This is a genomic window from Geofilum rhodophaeum (assembly GCF_002210225.1).
Classification (GTDB): Bacteria; Bacteroidota; Bacteroidia; order Bacteroidales; family Marinilabiliaceae; genus Geofilum; species Geofilum rhodophaeum.
In genome coordinates this window covers 48,671-69,218 of the sequence record NZ_MWUJ01000009.1, presented here as the reverse complement: position 1 = coordinate 69,218, position 20,548 = coordinate 48,671, and the positions used below count along the sequence as shown (strand labels likewise).

At 46.9% G+C, this 20,548-nt stretch carries 18 protein-coding genes; 11 read left to right on the top strand and 7 right to left on the bottom strand.

Annotated features, from left to right (window positions below; translation table 11 throughout):
* Window positions 1-9: 9 nt before the first annotated feature.
* A complete protein-coding gene (locus B4W65_RS09860) occupies window positions 10-645 on the bottom strand; it encodes a hypothetical protein (protein ID WP_088654990.1) in 636 nt (211 codons plus the stop codon).
* An 88-nt stretch (window positions 646-733) separates the two neighbouring features.
* Here B4W65_RS09860 and B4W65_RS09855 point away from each other — a divergent pair, with 88 nt between their 5' ends.
* Window positions 734-2,155 (top strand): ATP-dependent DNA helicase, encoded by a 1,422-nt coding sequence (locus B4W65_RS09855; RefSeq protein WP_088655077.1) that lies wholly within the window; start codon window positions 734-736, stop codon window positions 2,153-2,155.
* A gap of 113 nt (window positions 2,156-2,268) precedes the next feature.
* Here B4W65_RS09855 and B4W65_RS09850 read toward each other — a convergent pair whose 3' ends face one another.
* Genes B4W65_RS09850 through B4W65_RS09830 form a run of 5 tightly spaced genes read right to left on the bottom strand, consistent with a single transcriptional unit; the run spans window position 2,269 to window position 7,373 of the window.
* Complete coding sequence (locus B4W65_RS09850) at window positions 2,269-4,014, bottom strand: phospho-sugar mutase (RefSeq protein ID WP_088654989.1); 1,746 nt, start codon at window positions 4,012-4,014, stop codon at window positions 2,269-2,271.
* Window positions 4,015-4,048: 34 nt separating this feature from the next.
* Window positions 4,049-4,924 carry a dTDP-4-dehydrorhamnose reductase gene (gene rfbD, locus B4W65_RS09845; protein ID WP_088654988.1) on the bottom strand — a complete coding sequence of 292 codons (876 nt, stop codon included), beginning with the start codon at window positions 4,922-4,924 and terminating at the stop codon, window positions 4,049-4,051.
* A gap of 13 nt (window positions 4,925-4,937) precedes the next feature.
* Window positions 4,938-5,501, bottom strand: coding sequence for a dTDP-4-dehydrorhamnose 3,5-epimerase (gene rfbC / locus B4W65_RS09840; RefSeq protein WP_088654987.1), 564 nt, complete (start codon window positions 5,499-5,501; stop codon window positions 4,938-4,940).
* Window positions 5,502-5,522: 21 nt separating this feature from the next.
* Complete coding sequence (rfbA, locus tag B4W65_RS09835) at window positions 5,523-6,416, bottom strand: glucose-1-phosphate thymidylyltransferase RfbA (protein ID WP_088654986.1); 894 nt, start codon at window positions 6,414-6,416, stop codon at window positions 5,523-5,525.
* A 6-nt stretch (window positions 6,417-6,422) separates the two neighbouring features.
* Window positions 6,423-7,373 carry a UDP-glucuronic acid decarboxylase family protein gene (locus B4W65_RS09830; RefSeq protein WP_088654985.1) on the bottom strand — a complete coding sequence of 317 codons (951 nt, stop codon included), beginning with the start codon at window positions 7,371-7,373 and terminating at the stop codon, window positions 6,423-6,425.
* Between the two features lie 237 nt (window positions 7,374-7,610).
* Between B4W65_RS09830 and rpsA the strand changes: the two genes are divergently transcribed.
* From rpsA to B4W65_RS09780, 10 genes are all read left to right on the top strand, one after another.
* Window positions 7,611-9,476 carry a 30S ribosomal protein S1 gene (gene rpsA, locus B4W65_RS09825; protein WP_088654984.1) on the top strand — a complete coding sequence of 622 codons (1,866 nt, stop codon included), beginning with the start codon at window positions 7,611-7,613 and terminating at the stop codon, window positions 9,474-9,476.
* A gap of 23 nt (window positions 9,477-9,499) precedes the next feature.
* The gene (locus B4W65_RS09820; protein WP_088654983.1) at window positions 9,500-9,856 is read left to right on the top strand and encodes an STAS domain-containing protein; all 357 of its coding nucleotides are present in this window, start codon (window positions 9,500-9,502) and stop codon (window positions 9,854-9,856) included.
* 6 nt (window positions 9,857-9,862) lie between these two features.
* A complete protein-coding gene (locus tag B4W65_RS09815; RefSeq protein WP_088654982.1) occupies window positions 9,863-10,789 on the top strand; it encodes a ribonuclease Z in 927 nt (308 codons plus the stop codon).
* 95 nt (window positions 10,790-10,884) lie between these two features.
* Entirely contained in the window at window positions 10,885-12,414 is a 1,530-nt protein-coding gene (gene guaA, locus B4W65_RS09810) for a glutamine-hydrolyzing GMP synthase (protein WP_088654981.1), read from the top strand.
* Window positions 12,415-12,519: 105 nt separating this feature from the next.
* The gene (locus B4W65_RS09805) at window positions 12,520-14,118 is read left to right on the top strand and encodes a S41 family peptidase (protein WP_088654980.1); all 1,599 of its coding nucleotides are present in this window, start codon (window positions 12,520-12,522) and stop codon (window positions 14,116-14,118) included.
* Between the two features lie 50 nt (window positions 14,119-14,168).
* Window positions 14,169-14,786: a nicotinamide riboside transporter PnuC gene (gene pnuC / locus B4W65_RS09800; RefSeq protein ID WP_088654979.1), complete on the top strand. Its 618-nt coding sequence runs from the start codon at window positions 14,169-14,171 to the stop codon at window positions 14,784-14,786.
* 10 nt (window positions 14,787-14,796) lie between these two features.
* Complete coding sequence (locus B4W65_RS09795; RefSeq protein ID WP_088654978.1) at window positions 14,797-15,366, top strand: AAA family ATPase; 570 nt, start codon at window positions 14,797-14,799, stop codon at window positions 15,364-15,366.
* Entirely contained in the window at window positions 15,323-16,249 is a 927-nt protein-coding gene (gene epsC, locus B4W65_RS09790; RefSeq protein ID WP_088654977.1) for a serine O-acetyltransferase EpsC, read from the top strand. Before B4W65_RS09795 ends, epsC begins: the two co-directional genes overlap by 44 nt.
* A 158-nt stretch (window positions 16,250-16,407) precedes the next feature.
* Window positions 16,408-16,956 carry a SiaB family protein kinase gene (locus tag B4W65_RS09785; RefSeq protein ID WP_088654976.1) on the top strand — a complete coding sequence of 183 codons (549 nt, stop codon included), beginning with the start codon at window positions 16,408-16,410 and terminating at the stop codon, window positions 16,954-16,956.
* Between the two features lie 21 nt (window positions 16,957-16,977).
* Window positions 16,978-17,358, top strand: a complete 381-nt coding sequence (locus B4W65_RS09780) for a DUF1987 domain-containing protein (RefSeq protein WP_088654975.1) — start codon at window positions 16,978-16,980, stop codon at window positions 17,356-17,358.
* Window positions 17,359-17,456: 98 nt separating this feature from the next.
* On the opposite strand, the gene B4W65_RS09775 is transcribed toward B4W65_RS09780, so the two are convergent.
* Window positions 17,457-20,537, bottom strand: a complete 3,081-nt coding sequence (locus tag B4W65_RS09775) for an ATP-binding cassette domain-containing protein (protein WP_088654974.1) — start codon at window positions 20,535-20,537, stop codon at window positions 17,457-17,459.
* Window positions 20,538-20,548: the final 11 nt, after the last annotated feature.

The following is a 20,548-nucleotide window of genomic DNA, read 5'->3' as shown; positions in this document are numbered from 1 at the left end:
CTAAGATGCTTATTCCCAGTTACCGGCATTGTTATTGGCTTCAGTAAGGGAGCCTACACTAAGACCAGGATAACGTTCCAGTTTGCGCTGACGATCGTTGATGTTGATGACCTCCTGCTTTTCCAGTCCTTCCAAATAAATGTTGTTGTGTACCTTGGCTTCAAAAACAGGGACTTCCACCTGGGAGGCCGTTAGGATGGTTGCAATGCCCAACTCAAATTTGGTTTTTCCGTTGGTGAAGGGAACGTAGGGCAGAGAATCTACAATCCAATGTTTTTTGTTGAACAGGGAATCCATTACGCTGATACGTGTGGTATCTCGCTTAATGATGCCCATACGTAGCGCAGTTGCTTCAGTCATACCGGCATTCAACATACTGTCGGTGAGGGAGCCTTCCATTCTGACCAAGGGCAGAGAATCGTTGGCTACAAAAGCTACCAGGCTGTCGAAATCGGCAGTATAATTGCCATTAACGGTGCGGTAAGCTACCTGAGCCGAACGGATGTCTTGCAAACGTTCAATTACTTTAGCGCGTCTGTATTCATGTTCGTCTTTGAATTTCAAAGGCCTGTTGATACTGTCCACGCAAAAGTACGCCAGCACCAGAATCGCAATGGTCAATAGAATTTGGAATACTGTTTTCATTATCTTTATCATTTTGTTTTTGAAACGTAGCACAAATTTACAAAAAAAAATCAATCCACTTTTTTTTGTGGCTTTATTTACCGAAAAAATGCTGAAAGAACATATTTTTAACAGATTTCAATCGTATTTCACATTTGAGCCTACGCCCTCTCAACACGCGGCCATGGCCAATATCGCTGATTTTATGGCGACCGGGGGACCCATGCCCCTGTTTTTGCTGAGGGGCTTTGCGGGTACCGGAAAAACCTCTCTCATGCAGGCTTTTGTACAGAGCCTGCAATCGCTTCGCATCAAATCGGTTTTATTGGCACCTACCGGACGTGCCGCCAAGGTATTGAGTGCCTATGTCGGCATGCCCGCCCATACCATTCACAAACGCATTTACCGGCAACAGGGTGGCGATGCTTTCAGTGCCTTTCAGTTGAACGACAATCTCTATAAAGACACGCTTTTTATTGTAGATGAGGCTTCCATGATTGCCAACGATAATTATGGTAGCGCCCACTTTGGCTCGGGCCGCCTGCTCGATGATTTATTGCGCTTTGTATACAGTGGAGAGAACTGCCGTTTGTTGCTGCTGGGCGACACCGCCCAGCTGCCTCCGGTGGGCATTGCCATGAGTCCCGCCCTCGAGAAAGCAGAACTGGAGGCGCACGGTGCCACAGTACATGAAAGTGTGTTGACCGATGTGGTGCGTCAGCAGGAGGGGGGCGGCATTTTGACTAACGCCACGCATTTACGAGCCTTGTTGGACAGCGCTGAAGACATAGAGGTGTATCCCCGGTTGCATACCCAGGGTTTTGCCGATGTGCACAGTATAAGTGGGGCAGAATTGCTCGAAGAATTGAATTATTGTTACGATCAGTACGGCTTGGAGGAAACGCTCGTGGTGTGCCGCAGCAACAAAAGAGCCAATCTTTTTAACCAGGGGATACGCAATTCGGTTCTCTATCGTGAAGATGAATTAACCAGTGGCGACTATCTGCTGGTGATGAAGAACAATTACCACTGGATAAAAGAGCATAAGGAAATTAGTTTTATTGCCAATGGCGACATTGCCCGTGTATTGCGTGTTCAAAAGCATCACGACCTTTATGGTCATCGTTTTGCCGATTTAAGTTGCGAGCTGGTTGATTACCGCAACGTGGAAGTAGATGTGCGTGTGAATCTCGACAGCCTGCAAAGCGCAGGTGCCGGCTTGTCGCAGCAGGAGCAGGAAACTTTTTTGAATGAGGTATTGCAGGATTATCCGGATGTGCAATCGAAGCGGAAACAGTATGCGCTGGTGCGCGAAAACCCCTTTTACAATGCCCTGCAGGTGAAATTTGCCTACGCCATGACCTGTCACAAAGCTCAGGGTGGACAATGGAAGGCTGTTTTTATTGATTTGGGTTATTTTACCGAAGAACACCTGGGGCGCGAAATGCTGCGCTGGTTGTACACCGCCATTACTCGTGCTACTGAGCGACTGTATTTTGTCAATTTTCCCAAGGAGTTTTTCGGGGACTGATTTAACCTGCATTATTCATAACGACAACTTATGAATAAAGCAGGTTAAAAAAGAGTCCTTTCTGCCATCGCAGAAAGGACTCTTTTTTAATGGGGCCGATGCTTGCCCGCTTTTTAGCTTAATTTCAAATCGGCTACAATACGGTCGATTTTTTCGTTCCCGGCTTGGCCCGCTGCCTCAAAATCTTCCCGGGCAGCCATTTCCGTTTTTACCTCAAAATAGAATTTTATTTTAGGTTCTGTTCCTGAGGGGCGTACCGAGATTTTGGAGCCGTCCTCCGTGAAAAACTGCAATACATCCGAAGTAGCCGGGAAATCCAACTTTTCGCTCTGGCCTGTTAATGGCTTGCTGGCTTTAAGCGTGTTGTAATCTTTAACCAGGCACACTTTGGAGCCCCCCAGTGTGGCGGGCGGATTGCTTCGGAAATCCTGCATCATCGCCTTTATTTCGTCAGCGCCTGCCTTTCCCTTTCTAACGATCGAAATCAAACGCTCTTGGGAGAAGCCGTACTCAATGTAAATGTCCTTCAAAAGCTGGTACAGCGTTTTGCCCTGGTCTTTTGCCCAGGCAGCCACCTCTGCAATCATACAAATGGCCCCTACAGAGTCTTTGTCGCGTACGTAATCGCCCGGCAAAAAGCCATAACTTTCTTCCCCGCCACAAATGTATTTTTGCTTTCCTTCCAGCTCACGAATTACTGAGGCAATCCATTTGAATCCCGTGTAGGTATCGAAGAAGCCGATTTCGTTCTTCAGGGCAATTTCTTTGAGCAGCTCGGTGGTAACAATGGTCTTCACAATAAACTCCTTGCCGGTAAGCAGGCCTCTTTCCTTCCATTGGCTCACCATGTACCAGGTAATCAGCAGGGCCGTTTGGTTGCCGTTGACCAAAATAAATTGGTCATCATCGTTGCGAATGGCAATGCCCAGACGGTCACCGTCGGGGTCCGATGCCGCTACCAGTTCCGCGCCGGTAGCTTCCGCCTTTTCAATGGCCATTTTTAAGGCTGCAGGTTCTTCCGGATTGGGTGAAATAACCGTAGGGAAATCACCGCTTACCACATCCTGTTCCGGCACATTAATGATGTTGCTGAAGCCAAAACTGCGCAAGGCATCGGGCACCATCTTATGGGTCGTGCCGTGGATGGGCGAGAAGACAATTTTCAAGTCTTTTTGACGCTTAATGACCTCGGGATTCAGGGAAATCTTTTTAACTGCATCAATAAACAGGCGGTCCATATCAGCACCCAGTATTTTGATTCTGTCGGCGGGACCGTCAAAGCGAATATCGCTTACTCTTGTAATTTTAGCGACTTCCTCAATGATGTTGGTGTCGTGCGGGGCAATGATTTGTGCGCCATCGTTCCAATAAGCCTTGTAGCCATTGTACTCCTTGGGGTTGTGCGAAGCAGTAATAATGACCCCGCTTTGGCAATCGAGGTGCCTGATGGCAAAGGAAATTTCCGGGGTGGGACGTAAGTCCTCAAACAAATAGGCGGTTATGCCGTTGGCAGCGAAAATTTGAGCCGCAGTTTCGGCAAAGAGGCGACTGTTGTTGCGACAGTCGTGACCAATCACCACCTTACGTTCTGGTAAGTCGGCAAAAGCCTTGTTCAGGTAATTGGCCAGCCCTTGCGTGGCTGCCCCCATGGTGTAGCGGTTCATCCGATTGGAGCCTGCCCCCATAATGCCGCGGAGTCCACCCGTACCAAATTCCAAATCTTTGTAAAAGGAATCAATCAGTTCTGTGTTGTCCGAATTGTTCAACATTTTACGGACTTCCTCCTTGGTGGCCTCGTCGTAAGCCCCATCCAGCCACTGTTGGGCCTTGGCCTTAACGTTTTCTAATATCTGATCCATTGTTTGTAGGTTTAGCAACAAAAATAATAAAGCTTTACGGTTTACGGAGCTCCTTTAAGCATTTTTGCAAACTGTCCGTCCAGTAAGGTATGTCGAGATCGAAGGCGTGAATGATGTCCGAAACATCCATTACCGAATAGGCGGGACGTAGGGCGGGAGTAGGGAAATGCTCTGTTTTAATGGGATTTACTTTAACCTGTCGGTTGTTCGAAAGCTGAAAGATCATTTGGGCAAAATCGTACCAGCTGCACACGCCCAGGTTAGAAAAATGATAGGTCCCGGTTTTAAAAAGTGTTGGATTTTCGGCACTGCGTTCCAAAATCTCTAGAATGGCGGCGGCCAAATCCCCGGCATAAGTGGGCGTACCCACCTGGTCAAAAACAACATTGACCTCGCCGCGGTCGCTCAGTCCCAACATCGTCTTCACAAAATTATGGCCGTAGGCCGAATAGAGCCAGGAGGTGCGGATGATGATCGACTGTGGATTTTCCCTTTTAACCGCCTCTTCTCCGGCCAATTTGGTTTGTCCGTACACCGTGGTGGGACGGGCCGGCATGGCGGGATGCAGAGGCTTATTGGAGCTGCCGTCGAAAACATAGTCGGTAGAAATATGAATGATGCCCGCACCCTTTTCCCTGGCACAACGCGCCAGCCAGCCTGGTGCCTCTGCGTTAATACGTCTGGCGTTTTCTTCATCGCTTTCCGCCTTGTCCACAGCCGTATAGGCGGTGCAATTCACCAGATAATTGAAATCGCTTGCCTCCAGTACTTTCCGGATGTTGGTTTCACTGCTTACGTCAAGCGTAGCCGGCGTGGTAGAAGCAAATTCAGCAAATTCGCACCCGGCTGCCAAACTGCACAGGCTGCTGCCCAACTGACCGTCTGCGCCAATGATCAATACTTTCATCATAAGTCGGCAGAATTTAATCTTCTTGAAACAAAAAATTCATTTCCGCTTCTCTAAACGCAGGCAATACTTCATCTTTGGGCGAAACAATGGCCTTGTCCGGATCCACCTTCCAATCGATGCCCAGCTCCGGGTCGTTGAAGTTAATGCCTCTTTCGGCTTCTCGCACATAGGAGTTGTCACACTTATACATAAACACAACCTCTTCGCTGAGGGCCGAAAATCCATGGGCAAAACCCCTGGGCAGAAAAAATTGCAAGTGGTTTTCATCCGAAAGTTCAATGGCAAAATGCTGACCGAAGGTGGGCGAATTCTGACGTAAATCAAGGGCAACATCCAGTACCCTCCCTTTGAGCACCTGCACCAGCTTGGCCTGGGCGTAGGGAGCCAGTTGATAATGCATACCTCTAATGGTGTTTTTTACCGACTGGGAAACATTGTCCTGCACAAAATCTGCGGAGAGACCTTGTGTTCTGTAGGTTTCCCGGTTCCAAAGTTCAAAAAAACAACCCCTGTGGTCGCTGAATACGGTTGGTTCAATTACAAGCAGCCCCGGTAGATGAGTGGTTCTAATCTTCATGAATAATTCGCTTGGTTGTCCCTATAATTCGTTTTTGATATCGCCCAGGTCAAGAGTCGCAATTTTCTTCAGGTATTTGCCATAGTCGTTTTTTTCTAAAGGCTTAGCCAATTCCAGCAATTGTGCCTTACTGATCCAACCTTTTTTGTAGGCAATTTCTTCGATGCAGGCCACTTTTAAGCCCTGTCTGTTTTCGATGGTCGCAATGTAGTTGGAAGCTTGCAACAAGCTGTCGTGCGTTCCGGTATCGAGCCAGGCCATACCCCGACCCAAAAGTTTTACGTGCAGGGCCGCTTCATTCAAATACAAGCGGTTAAGATCGGTGATCTCCAGTTCGCCCCTTTTGCTCGGACGCAAACCTTTTGCTTTTTGCACCACATCCGACCCATAAAAATAGAGGCCGGTTACCGCGTAGTTCGATTTGGGGGCGCTGGGTTTTTCCTCCAGACTGAGTACCCTGCCATCCCGGTCAAATTCGGCTACGCCATAACGCTCGGGATCGTTAACGTAATACCCGAATACCATAGCTCCTGACTCTAAACGACTGGCTTCGCGCAGTATTTTGCTGAAATCAAAACCGTAAAAGATGTTGTCGCCCAGGATGAGACAAACGGGACTGTCGCCAATAAACTCCTCACCAATAATAAAGGCTTGCGCCAGTCCGTCGGGTGAGGGTTGTTCGGCATAGCTAAAGGACAGACCCAAATCCTGGCCATCGCCCAAAAGGTTTTTATACAGGGGCAGGTCCTGGGGCGTTGAAATAATTAGTATTTCACGGATGCCGGCCAACATCAGTACCGAAAGCGGGTAATATATCATCGGCTTGTCGTAAACCGGAATAATCTGTTTGGAAATGCTTCGGGTGGCGGGGTAGAGGCGTGTGCCCGAGCCGCCTGCGAGAATAATTCCTTTCATATCGCGTTATTTTTGATTTTCTTTAAGCAGGTGATCAAAGTATTCAATGGTTTTTGTCAGGCCTTCTCTTAATTGCACACGTGGTTGCCAGTTGTTTAGCCGTTCTTGTGCCAGCGAAATATCTGGTTGTCGCTGGGTGGGATCGTCCTGCGGCAGCGGAAGGTGTTCTATTTTTGATTTGGACCCGGTAAGGTCCAAAACTTCCCGGGCCAGTTCCAGCATCGAAAACTCATGCGGATTACCCAGATTGACCGGTCCAATAAAATCATTGGGAGCATCCATCATCCGAATCATTCCTTCCAGTAAATCGTCTACGTATTGAAAGCTGCGGGTTTGTGTGCCGTCGCCAAAAATGGTAATGGGTTTATTCTGCAAGGCCTGAACAATAAAGTTAGATACCACCCGCCCGTCGTTGGGATGCATGCGGGGGCCGTAGGTATTGAAGATGCGAATGACCCTGATGTTAACCTGGTTTTGGCGGTGGTAGTTGAAAAACAAACTCTCAGCGCAGCGCTTGCCCTCGTCGTAGCACGACCTAATTCCAATGGGATTAACGTTGCCCCAGTAGGCTTCGGGTTGGGGGTGCACCAGGGGGTCGCCATAGACTTCACTGGTCGACGCCTGTAGTATCTTCGCCTTAATACGCTTGGCCAGTCCCAGCATATTTATGGCACCCATTACCGAGGTCTTTATGGTTTTAATGGAGTTGTACTGGTAGTGTACGGGAGAAGCCGGACAAGCCAGGTTGTAAATCTCGTCCACCTCAACAAAATATGGGTGGGTAACATCGTGCCGTACCAGTTCAAAAAAGGGGTTGTCCAGTAAATGAACAATGTTTCGCTTGCTTCCGGTAAAATAATTATCGAGACAGATGACTTCATGGCCTTCCCGAATCAGCCGGTCGCACAAATGGGAGCCGATAAAACCTGCGCCACCGGTTATAAGTATTCGTTTCATTTTGTTGCTGCTAACTGGTTCCTTGGTTCAAAATTATTCCAAAAGTACGGCTTTATCCGCAAAAATAAAGCCTTTGATAAAATTTTAGCCGCGGGCAACTCTGGTTGTGGCAAAAGCTGTTTTTAAGCAAGTAATTTTTTCTCTTATGTGCTGTTTCTTTGGTATAAATGTCGTACTTTTGCAGCGATTTTTAAGTTAATATAATGTCTAACCAAGTAGTTTTGTAATTAAAATTTAATGGCAGAATTAGAAGAAAAGGGTCAGGAGCAGCAAGCTGAGGCCCAAAATGCAAAGGTTCAGGCGAAAGCCGTTGAAACCGCCGACGACAATTTTGACTGGGAAAGTTTTGAGGCCGACGAAGTTGTTGTAGATGGCAAGAAGAAGCAGGATCTTGAAAAAATGTACGACGAAACCCTGTCGACCATTTCTGAAAAAGAAGTGATTGATGGTACCGTGATTGCAATGAACAAGCGTGAAGTTGTAATCAACATCGGTTTTAAATCTGACGGTATTGTCAGCCGTAACGAATTTCGTTACAACCCCGAACTGAAAGTGGGTGATCAGGTAGAGGTTTATGTGGAAAGCCAGGAAGACAAAAAAGGTCAGCTGGTGCTTTCACACAAAAAAGCCCGCGCACTGCGCTCATGGGATCGTGTTAATGAGGCCCTGGAGAAAGATGAAATCATCAAAGGCTACATTAAGTGTCGTACCAAAGGTGGTATGATCGTTGATGTATTTGGCATTGAGGCTTTCCTCCCCGGTTCTCAGATCGATGTGAAGCCCATCCGCGACTACGATGTGTTTGTAGGTAAAACCATGGAATTTAAGGTGGTTAAAATCAACCCCGAATTTAAAAACGTGGTGGTATCGCACAAAGCGCTCATCGAAGCCGAACTGGAGCAGCAGAAAAAAGAAATTATCTCCAAATTGGAGAAAGGTCAGGTATTGGAAGGAACCGTTAAGAACATCACCTCTTATGGGGTATTCATTGACCTGGGTGGCGTAGACGGTTTGATTCACATCACCGACTTGTCGTGGGGACGTGTTTCTCACCCCGAAGAGATTGTACAGCTCGATCAGAAACTTAATGTCGTTATTCTCGACTTCGACGACGAGAAGAAGCGTATCGCTTTGGGTCTGAAGCAGCTGACTGCTCATCCGTGGGATGCGCTGGATCAGGAGTTGAAAGTGGGCGATATTGTTAAAGGAAAAGTAGTGGTGATGGCCGACTATGGCGCTTTCGTTGAGATTGCTGCCGGTGTGGAAGGTCTGATTCACGTTTCTGAAATGTCTTGGTCACAGCACCTGCGTAGCGCTCAGGATTTCCTGAAAGTGGGCGACGAGGTAGAGGCCACCATTTTGACTCTCGACCGCGAGGAGCGCAAAATGTCTTTGGGTATGAAGCAGCTGAAGCCCGATCCATGGGATAATATCGAGGAGAAATATCCTTTGAACAGCACGCATTCTGCCAAAGTACGCAACTTTACCAATTTTGGTGTGTTTGTTGAAATCGAAGAAGGTATCGACGGTTTGGTGCACATTTCTGACCTTTCATGGACCAAGAAAGTAAAGCATCCTGCTGAATTTACCGCCATTGGCGAAAACATTGACGTAGTTGTTCTTGAAATTGACAAAGAAAACCGTCGTTTGAGTCTGGGTCACAAGCAACTTGAGGAAAATCCCTGGGATGTTTTTGAAACCATTTTCACTGTAGACAGTATTCATGAAGGAACCATTGTTGACATTTTCGATAAAGGTGCCGTAATTGCATTACAGTATGGTGTTGAAGGTTTCGCTACCCCCCGTCATCTTGTTAAGGAAGATGGTAGCCAGGCCAAGGCCGAGGAGAAGCTTGAGTTTAAAGTGATTGAGTTCAACAAGGGTGCCAAGCGCATCATTCTTTCGCACTCACGCATCTTCGAAGATGAGCGTAAAGGAGAAGAGCAAACGGTCCGCAACGAGCAGGCCAAAGCAGCTGCCAGCACCAAGAAGAATGTTAAAAAGTTGAAGGACAATCTGGAAAAGACCACCTTAGGTGATATTTCTGAATTGGCTGCACTGAAAGATCAGATGGAAGCCGATGAGAAGGACGCCAAGGAGTAATACTAATTTAATGTGACCCAATAATGGATTTCAAAATTGACAAACTGGATGATTTCAACCTGGTTCAGGTGCTGAAGGAAAAATTGGATACTTCTATTGCTCCCGGCTTAAAATCAGAATTGGTTTTGCTGTCCGGGAACAACGAAAAGAATATTCTGTTGGACCTGAGCAAATGTACTTATTGTGATTCGTCTGGTTTAAGTGCCATTTTGGTCGCCAATCGTCTTTGTAAAAACAGTGAAGGGGTTTTTGTTTTGGCAGGTCTGCAGCCGGCAGTTGAGCGATTGATCGCTGTGAGTCAGCTGGATACTGTTATTACTATTGCCCCTACTGCTGAAGATGGAATTGAAATGATGCGAAAGGCACTGCAGTCAAAATAGTATTACATGCAATTTTCCGTTACAATTTTAGGTAGCAATTCTGCGTTACCTACTTCGGAAAGATTTCCAACCGCTCAGGTGCTCAATGTATCTGAGCGGTTTTTTTTAATCGATTGCGGAGAAGGAACACAGATGCAGTTGCGCAATAATCATATTAGATTTACGCGCATCAATCATATTTTTATATCTCATTTGCACGGCGATCATTGTTTTGGGCTGATGGGATTGATATCGACCCTGGGCTTGCTGGGGCGGACAGCCGACCTGCATATATATGGGCATGCCGACCTGGAGAAGGTTTACCGGCCTCAGCTTGCTTATTTTTGCCAGGACATGAAATATCAGGTTGTTTTTCATCCTGTGGACACTTCTGTTTCTTCCCTGGTGTATGAGGACAACAAGGTTACGGTAACTTCCATCCCTTTAAAGCACCGTGTTCCGGCCTGCGGCTATTTGTTTCGCGAAAAGCCCTACGACCGACATCTTGTCAAGGAGAAAATTTCATTCTATGGGATACCTGTTAGTGCCTTAGCGGGCATTAAAAAGGGCGCTGATTTTGTTGGCGAGGAAGGAAGATTTATCCCCAATCAGGAGCTGACGGTTCCGGGACCGCGATCTCGCTCCTACGCTTTTTGTTCCGACACCAAATACAACGAGAGCATAGTGCCAATAATTGAGAACGTAGATATGCTTTATCACGAATCGACCTTTTTGAATGGCGATGAAGCATTGGCGCGAAAAACCTTTCACAGTACCGCACGACAGGCCGCTGAAATCGCTGCTAAGGCTCAGGCAGGCCGTTTGCTTCTGGGGCATTTCAGTACACGCTATAAAGATCTGTCGCGTTTTCAGGCGGAGGCAGCTGAGGTTTTTCCCAACTGCAGTCTGGCCCTCGAGGGCAGGGTCTTTGACCTGCCCTGGCAAAACCAATAATTTGGTCATAATTGGCCGAAAGGCATTATTTTTAAGGGGTTTCTGTGTATATTTGCGGTTCCATATTTCTTTAACTTTCAATTAACCACCGTCAGATGCAGAATAAAATTATTATTCTTGATTTTGGTTCCCAGTACACACAATTGATTGCCCGCAGGGTGAGGGAACTGAATGTTTATTGCGAAATTCATCCTTTTTACCATGTTCCTGAACTCGACGAAAGCGTTAAAGGTGTTGTGCTTTCGGGCAGTCCCTCCAGTGTTCGCGACGAAAAGGCTCCGGTTCCGGATTTGAGCAAGATTGAGGGACAGGTACCGGTATTGGGCATTTGTTATGGCGCGCAGCACATGGCGCTGGCAGCCGGAGGCGCAGTAGAAGCATCTGATTCCAGAGAATATGGACGTGCCAATCTTGAATTTATTAACCGGGAAAACCCTCTTTTTAGTGAGATAGAAATCGGTTCACAGGTTTGGATGTCGCATGGCGACACCATTATGAATTTGCCCCAGGGCTTTGAAATTATTGCCAGTACCAGAGACGTAAAAGTAGCCGGTTACCATGTGCCCGAAAAGCAAGCCTACGGGATTCAATTTCATCCCGAAGTGTACCACAGTATTCAGGGCTTACAAATCCTTCGGAATTTTGTGGTAGATATTTGTGGTTGCGTTCAGGATTGGAGTCCCGCGTCATTTGTGGAAGATTCTGTTAGTCAGTTGAAAGAACAATTGGGCAGTGATAAGGTTGTTTTAGGCCTTTCGGGAGGAGTGGACAGTTCGGTCGCTGCCATTTTGCTGCACAAGGCGGTGGGCAGTAATCTTACCTGTATTTTTGTCGATAACGGGCTCTTACGTAAAAATGAATTTGCGTTGGTGCTTGAGTCGTACAAGCACATGGGGCTTAATGTGATAGGGGTTGATGCCAGGGATCGTTTCCTGGACGAACTGGCCGGCGTTTCTGATCCGGAGACCAAGCGCAAGATCATAGGTCGCGTATTTATTGAGGTCTTCGATGAAGAAGCCCATAAGATTCAAAATGTAAAGTGGCTGGCGCAAGGCACCATTTATCCCGATGTTATCGAATCGGTGTCGGTCAACGGACCCTCTGTTACCATCAAGTCGCACCATAATGTGGGGGGCTTACCCGAAAAAATGAACCTTAAGGTGGTGGAGCCACTAAAGCTTCTGTTTAAAGATGAAGTACGAAGAGTAGGTAAAGAATTGCAAATTTCTCCCACGATTTTGGGCCGTCATCCTTTTCCGGGACCGGGCTTGGCCATTCGAATTTTGGGCGACATAACTGCCGAAAAAGTGAGCTTGCTGCAAGAAGTAGATCATATTTTTATTGAGGGACTCAAAAGCAATGGGCTTTACGATCAGGTTTGGCAGGCTGGCGCCATGTTGCTGCCCATACAGTCGGTCGGCGTTATGGGCGACGAGCGCACTTACGAAAGGGTAGTGGCCTTAAGAGCCGTACAGTCTACCGACGGTATGACGGCCGATTGGGTGCATTTGCCTTATGAGTTTTTAAGCAGAATTTCCAACGAAATCATCAATAAGGTGCGTGGTGTTAATCGTGTGGTTTATGACATCAGTTCCAAGCCACCGGCAACCATCGAATGGGAATAGTATTGGTTTTATTAATGATGGAATAATATTTGTGTAAATAAAAGAGCTGCCCTAAAACCTTCGGCAGCTCTTTTTCGTTAGGGATACTATAATTGAATGATGCTTATGTTGAGAAAGTATAGAATTTGGAATATTATTTGTCTCCTTACATTTGTTTTAGCTGCACCGACACTTCAGGCGCAGCGGAGTCAGCCGGGATTAAACAACATACAGGTCGCCTGGCAGCTGATCAACAGTTTTTATGTGGATACAGTCGATGCGGAAGCCATGTCCAGAGAAGCCATTGAAGCTATGTTGGGGACACTGGATCCGCATTCGGTATACATTCCTGCAGAAGATGTTCAGTCGATGAACGAGCCGCTCGATGGTAATTTTGAGGGCGTGGGCATAGAGTTTGTTATTTTACAGGATACGCTGACCGTGGTTTCTGCCATAGGTGGCGGACCTTCTGAGAAAGTCGGTGTTCGTGCCGGCGACCGAATTGTAATGGTGGACGAAAAAAACATAGCCGGCGTAGGATTAAAAAATGCCGATGTGCTGGGTTTACTGCGTGGGAAAAAAGGAACCGTGGTTAACCTGACGGTTGAACGACGCGGCAACAGCCTGCCGCTAGGCTTTCGTGTGGTACGCGATAAAATTCCCATTCATAGTCTCGAAGCCGCCTATATGGCCAGTCCCAAAACCGGCTACATTAAAATCAGTAGGTTTTCAGCTACCACGCACGATGAGTTTACCAAGGCTTTGCGTGATTTGAAGAATGAGGGGATGGAAGGTCTCGTGCTTGATTTGCGTGGAAATGGCGGTGGTTATTTAAAGGTTGCACTGGATATTCTTGACGAATTTTTGGATGGGGACCGTCTCCTTTTGTTCACCCAGGGAAATGCCGTAAATCGCCAAAATCACCATTCCTCACGTGGTGGACTGTGGAAAAAGGGCCGTTTGATGGTTCTGGTAGATGAGGGTTCAGCTTCTGCTTCCGAAATTGTTGCCGGTGCGCTGCAAGATTGGGACAGAGCTTTGGTTGTTGGCAGGCGTTCCTTTGGCAAGGGCCTGGTGCAACGCCCCTTTTCCATGCCCGACGGGGCCGAAATACGTTTGACCATTGCTCAGTACTTTACCCCCTCGGGACGCAGTATACAAAAGCCTTATAAAAATGGTTCCGAAGCCTATCGGTCCGAAATCAGTCAACGCATGCTCAGTGGTGAGTTGACCAGCAAAGACAGTATTCACATGGAGGAAGCCCCTACATTTGAAACACTCATCAGCAAGCGTCCTGTTTTAGGTGGTGGCGGCATCATTCCCGATGTTTTTGTGCCACTGGACACCACCATGTATTCAGAGCAGTTGAGGGTTTTGGCTGGTAATGGCGTCATTAACAGTGCTGTAATGCATTACCTCGACGTAGAACGGGAGACGCTGCTGGCTACTTATAAAGATTTTGAGACCTTTAATAACAACTATGAGGTGAGCACCAGTTTGCTCGAGTTGCTGGTGGAAGAAGGTCAGGAAGCGGGAGTAGAGCTTGAAACGGTGGACGAGCTGCGACAGGATCCCCTTATTGAAACTCAGCTTAAAGCTCTGTTGGCAAGAGATCTGTGGGATTTGAACAATTATTATCGAGTGATTAACCCCAGTGTTTCGGTATATAAAAAGGCCTTGGAGTTGATGGACGATGAGCTCTTGTTTTCGGAGCTGCTCAAGTAATTGTCGCTGCTTTTTTATAGCTTTGTACAATCCGCTTGTACCCGAAAAACATGATAACTGCATTCAATTGGCTGGCCGAAAACTGGATGGAGGTTGTAGGAACCCTATCCGCGCTGCTCTACCTTTATCTGTCCATACGTGAAAACATCTGGTTGTGGCCGGTAGGTTTTGTCACCTCCTTTTTTTACATGTTGATTTTCTTTCAGAGTCGACTCTATGCCGATATGGGCCTGCAGGTGTACTACTTGTGGGTGAGTGTTTACGGCTGGTTTCATTGGATGGGGCGCCGGCAGAGTACTAAGCCGGAAACCCAATTGGTAACCCGTTGCTTGTCGCCCCGCGGATGGTTGACCTATCTGGCCATGGTGCTGGGTGGCAGCATTGTTTTGTATTTCATCTTGCGTGCCGTGCCGCTTTGGTTGGGTTTGCCGCCTTCCGAATTACCCCTGGGGGATGCTTTCACCACCGCAGGAGGCATTGTGGCCACCTGGATGCTGGCCCGAAAAATTCTCGAGAACTGGTTGTTTTGGGTTGTTGTGAATGCCGTTTCCCTGGGTATGTATTTGTATAAGGACTTACATATAACTGCAGGATTGTTTGTGGTGTACACCCTCATGGCTGTTGTAGGCTATTATCGTTGGAAGCAGAATTTGAAGCAAACACAATAAAGTCCTCGCCATGCCCTGGATCGTAGTTACAGGACCTGAGTCCACCGGAAAATCGACCTTAAGCGCACAACTGGCTGAAAGCTATGGGGGAGAGCTTATTCCGGAATACGCGCGCAGTTATGTGGAAAACCTCAAGCGTCCCTATACTTTCAGCGACGTGGAAACAATTGCCCGGCGGCAATTGTTTACTGCCTGTAAACTCAAAAGAGCGGAGTACAGCACCCACCGCTTAGTTTTTTTTGATACCTTTCTGATTCTTACCAAGGTCTGGTTCGAAGAGGTTTACGCTTGTTGTCCGCTATGGCTTGATGCCGCCATACGAGGCAATAAACCGGATTTGGTTCTTTTGTGTCTGCCCGATTTACCCTGGAAGGCAGATTCAGTACGTGAAAACGGAACGCGTAGAAGGTATCTGCTGAACCGTTATCAAAGTAATTTGGAGTACTACGGTATTCCCTTTCGGAAAATCGCAGGAAAAGGGGGCCTGCGATTAAGTAGAGCACAGAAGCATATAAACGCCCTAATTGAACAGTCTTATGAGTACATTAGAATACCCGCGGGCCTTGAAAAAGACCATTGAAGCCCTGTCTGAAGAAAAATCCTATCATTCGGTTTGTCATCGGCATTATCCCGATCAGCCGATGCCTTCGGTGGCAGTTATGAAAGAGATTGTTGACCTGGTGCGCGAAATCATTTTTCCCGGCTATTTTGGCAATTCACCTACCCGGCCGGGCAGCGTGCAGTATTACATTGGGGTAAATGTTGAACTTTTATACGAAAAGCTGCGCCAGCAAGTCTTTGCCGGCTTATGCTTCGGATGCCAGGATGCAGATAAGTTTGAAGTCTCAGATGCCAAACAACAGGCTGCACGGGTAACCGTTCGGTTCATCGAACAGTTGCCCGAAATGCGCTACTTATTGTCCACCGATGTGGAAGCCGCCTTTTTGGGCGACCCTGCCGCACAAAGCAGTGCCGAAGTCATCTTCTGCTACCCCGCCATCCGCGCCATTACCAATTACCGCATTGCCCATGCCTTGCTCGAGCTAAACGTACCCCTTATTCCCCGTATTATATCAGAAATGGCTCATTCCGAAACCGGAATAGACATTCATCCCAGGGCCAAAATAGGCAAGAGTTTTACCATTGACCACGGAACGGGCGTGGTTATTGGTGCCACCTCCATAATTGGCGATAATGTAAAGATTTATCAGGGGGTAACTCTTGGTGCTAAAAGCTTCCCGCTCGACGAAAAAGGGAACCCCATAAAGGGTATTGCACGCCATCCTATTGTAGAGGATAACGTTATTATTTATGCTCAGGCCACCATTCTGGGAAGAATTACCATTGGGGCCAATTCGATTATTGGGGGTAACGTATGGATAACCTCAGATGTGGCACCCAACAGCAAAGTTCTGCAGGAGCGATATCGTTTTGGTGGCTTTATGGGGGGCGATGGCATCTGATGACTTTTTGCATTTTTTGATCATTCGTTTTGGTCGTTTAACCAAAAAATCACATTTTTAATACAGGGTTTTTTACATATCGGCCCATATTAACGATAAGGGATGGTTGACGGTATATGAAATTTTATATCTTTGTGAGGTTTTGATACAATCGCAGGATGGGGTTCGACATCGAAAAATGGTACACACAGAAGATGCAGGGCGAGGTGCTGCTCCGTTATATGGGGGAGATTAGTTCCGAAAAGATAACCGAAGCTCTTGGTGAGATTGAGTTGAGCCTTAATCTAAAGAATGAAAAAAACAAGGTTCGTAAAAAGGTTTACAATGTGTTTGTTGAGAGCATACAAAACCTTTTTCACCATGTGGATATACCTCCGGCAACGGCCAAAGTTCAGAATATTCCTCGTTTTGGCGTAATAATTTTGGCGCGGGATCGTTCCTTCTATCGCATTTCTACGGGTAATTTTGTTCAAGTAGACCGGGTTCAGGTTTTGCGTGATCGCATAGATCAGGTAAACTCCCTGTCTGACGAAGAGTTGCGCACCGTTTATCGCGATATTCTGGGGAATGAGGGGCCCAGTCTCAAAGGTGGAGGAGGGCTTGGTATTTTGGACATTGTGCGGAAGACCGGTAATAAACTGGAGTATGCCATGTATCCACACGACGACCATTTTGTTTTTTTTGCGATGGATGTCTATATTAGTTAATATAACAGCTGAACTACCAATATGGAAACAATAATTCGTGAGGGGAGTCCCAAAACCCCATATGTAAGGCTCGATAGTGAAAAAGGTTTGATCGAAATCAAAGGACGGTCAATTCCCGAGAATTCGGTGGAGTTTTATAAGCCTTTAATTGACTGGCTCGATAAATATGGTTCTTCCCCCTTGGATAATACCAATGTAAATGTGCAATTAGAGTACTTTAACACCAGTTCGTCCAAATGTATTTTGGATATTTTTAAAAAACTGGAGTTGCTGTACAAAAAGGGCAGCAAGATACACATCAATTGGTACTACGAAGAAGACGATGAGGACATGTTTGAGGCTGGTGAGGATTACCAGTCCATCATAAACATCCCCTTCACCATGATCGAGCTGGAAGAGTAATTCTGTTTTCAGAAGCGCTTAGAAAATCTTTGAAAATCCGGACCGTCCGATAGGACGTCCGGACTTTTTTACATTTTACCGTGAGCTGAGGGGGTGCTTTACTTCGTCCACCGCGCCATCAAGTGGCGTTTGAGGCGTCCACCCAAAAGAAAGAGCTGCTGAAACACCTTGCTGTATAGGAGAATAAACAGCAGACCGTTGAAGATCCAAATCACAGCTACATTAACCGCATATGTAGAATAGCTGGCCTCTCCCAAACGTTTAACCGGTGCCAAAAAGTGCGCTCTGACAAAAGGAAAGGAGGGATGCAGGTAAATGGGGTCAAACTTTTGTACAATTTCCTCCTCCAAAACAAGCACCCTTTGCAGGGAGAAATTGTCACTGCGTCGAACAAAACGCTCCAGGTTGTCGTTGTGGTAATGCGCGCGAAGATGTCGAAGATATTCTCCTCCCTTTTCCTGGATAAGTTTCTGTTTGTGGGCCTCCATAGCCGCATCGGCCTGGTTAAATAGTCCGATGTAAAAGGAGCGTACCTGCTTGATGTGTTCCAGCAAGACTTCGGGGGATGCAGTAGTTGGTGGCTCGTAGGGCAGTTGCAATTCTGCTAAAGTAATCGCCTCTTTATCGAGCTCTTGCAGATGCTTACGAAGCTCGTTGTTAAGCAGGTTTTCCAGTTTTACTTTCTCTTCCGTTTCCTGGCATTTTTCCCAGCGCCCAAGCACAGTAGTCATTTCGGGTGCCCAATAATCCTTCCGGTAGGTGGCCCTGCTTTTCAGTTGTTCAAAAGTAAGGAACTCTTTTTGGTAGCGGTTCTCATTAAACTGTTTTACAGCCAGGGCCTCAAAAGCCCAGCGGGCAGTAATCAATTCGCCGTACCAGGGGATGCTGCGTTGCGACGACAAGCGGGGATTAAGTTGGTCGTAGTTAACAAATACTCCACTGAGAATCAGTTGTGGAATAATTAAAAAAGGAATCAGGATGTAAATATTGACCGTTTTTTTGAAACTGTCGCTGATGTTCAAGCCCAACAGGTTGGCAAAAACCGAAGCCGAAAAAAGCACCAGCCAATAGGCAAGTCCCATATCCTTTATCTGCATAATGCTGTTTCCTACCAGGACAAATAAGGCGGTTTGAATGGCTGAAATAATCGAGAGGATAAAAAATTTTGAACTGAGGTAGCTCAGTCTCGATAGACTTAAAAAAGCCTCCCGTTTTAATATCTTGCGATCGTTAATTATTTCTTCGGCACTTACCGAAAGCCCAATGAAGATGGCAATAATGACCGCAATAAACAGATAAATGGTCAGGTTCAGGTTTTGACTGAAGACATAACCCTTGCTGTTGGCGTCCCCCTCGAAATAGAGCACCAGAGCGGCCAGGATAAGTGCCAACAGGGGCGATTCGAGCAGGTTGATGACCATGTATTGGCGGTTCGACAATTTGGCCATCAGATCGCGCTGCATAAAAATAAGCGTCTGTTTTAATCTGCCCGGAATTTTAAAATTGACCTCCGGCAGCTTAGTAGCCTTGGCGGAAGGAGGTTTTGTTTTGTCCCTTTTCCTTTTGCGGAAAAGCTGGTACCACTCCGAAGCACTGACTTTTCGCTCTCCCGTAGGATTGCCGTATTCATCAAGTACATTGTTGTTGATGATGGTCAGTATTTGCTCCGGATTTACATTACCACAAACCGGACATTCGCTCTCCTCCTTGTTGATGTGATTGATGCAATCTTTAAAATGATTGATCGCTTCCACCGCCTCCCCATTGTAAATCAAATAGCCGCCCGAGTCGAGCACCAGCAATTGATCAAACATCTTAAAGATATCGGAGGAGGGCTGGTGAATAACAACAAAAATAAGCTTCCCTTTCAGCGCCTGCTCCTTAAGGAGATCCATGATGTTTTCCGAGTCGCGCGAGGACAGTCCAGACGTAGGTTCATCCATAAAAATAACAGCAGGCTCACGTATAAGTTCCAGTGCAATATTGAGTCGTTTTCGCTGTCCTCCACTCAGTTTTTTGTTGAGCGGATTGCCCACCTTTCGGTTTCTTATTTCATAAAGGCCCAGCGTCTTCAGCAAGGAAAGCACCTTGCGTTTTATATTGGGTTTTGAAATATGGTCGAAACAAAGGGTGGCGTTGTAGTATAAGTTTTGATAAACCGTAAGATCTTCCATCAAAAGGTCGTCCTGCGAAACATAACCAATCAGGCCCTTGGTTCGCCAGGCTTCCTCATGAATGATGGTGCCATTAATGGCAACACTTCCGCTGTGCGGTTTAAGCGCGCCGGTAAGTAAATTAATAAGCGTAGTTTTGCCGGCACCTGAATCCCCCATAATTCCGACCAGACTGCCGGAGGCCGAACAGAAACTCACCGGATGCAATCCTCCTTCACTGTTGGGGTATCTAAAGGTCATGTTCTCCACCTCAAAAGCCAGGGCCTCTTCTTCCTGCTTTTTGTAGAAACGGGAGGCAATACTGGTGAAAGTAAGGGGAGAGCTGCCGTGCAAACGAAGCGAACTGCCCGGACGCATAATGTACACTTTTCCGGGTTGAACTATTTGGCCGTTGATGGTAAGATTGCCTGCCTTCTTGCTGCGCACCAGCATCAGGTTGCCCGAGTGAATGTTTAAGATGCGGATTTCATTCTGCAAATGCTCTTGGTAGAGGTAGCCCTGCTGCCGGTAGTGATTTTTGCTGTCGGTGACTACCAAAAGGTTGCTGTTGGGGGCCTCCGGAGGAAGGGCAAAGGAACCGGTAAGAAAGCCCTTAATTTGGAGGTATTCCTCTTCCGCTACATTAAAGGTCGACGCAATAGAATCAACAAACTCCGTTTCCAGGTCACTCATTCCCGTTTCTCCCGAGCTCAAAAACTCGAGCAACTGAATCAATACGATAAGTTTTTGGTAATGGTTCAGTTCTTCATTGATGGTGGTAGCAATACGAAGAATCTTAACAGAGCTGGCCGCATATCTTTTTTTTAGATGGGTCGTTTCACGCAAGCGGGTTTCCTGCTGGCGCATATAGCCATCGTACATGGCCAGGTATTCTCCGGTACGGGTGCTGCTGAGCTGCTGCGCCAAATAATTCTCCACCACCTTTCTTCGGCTGTCCTCGTTTTGGCTGGGAGAGGATACCAAAGCAAACAGTTGCATCAGCGTCTTTAAGATCTCTTCACTCATGCCGGTCTCAA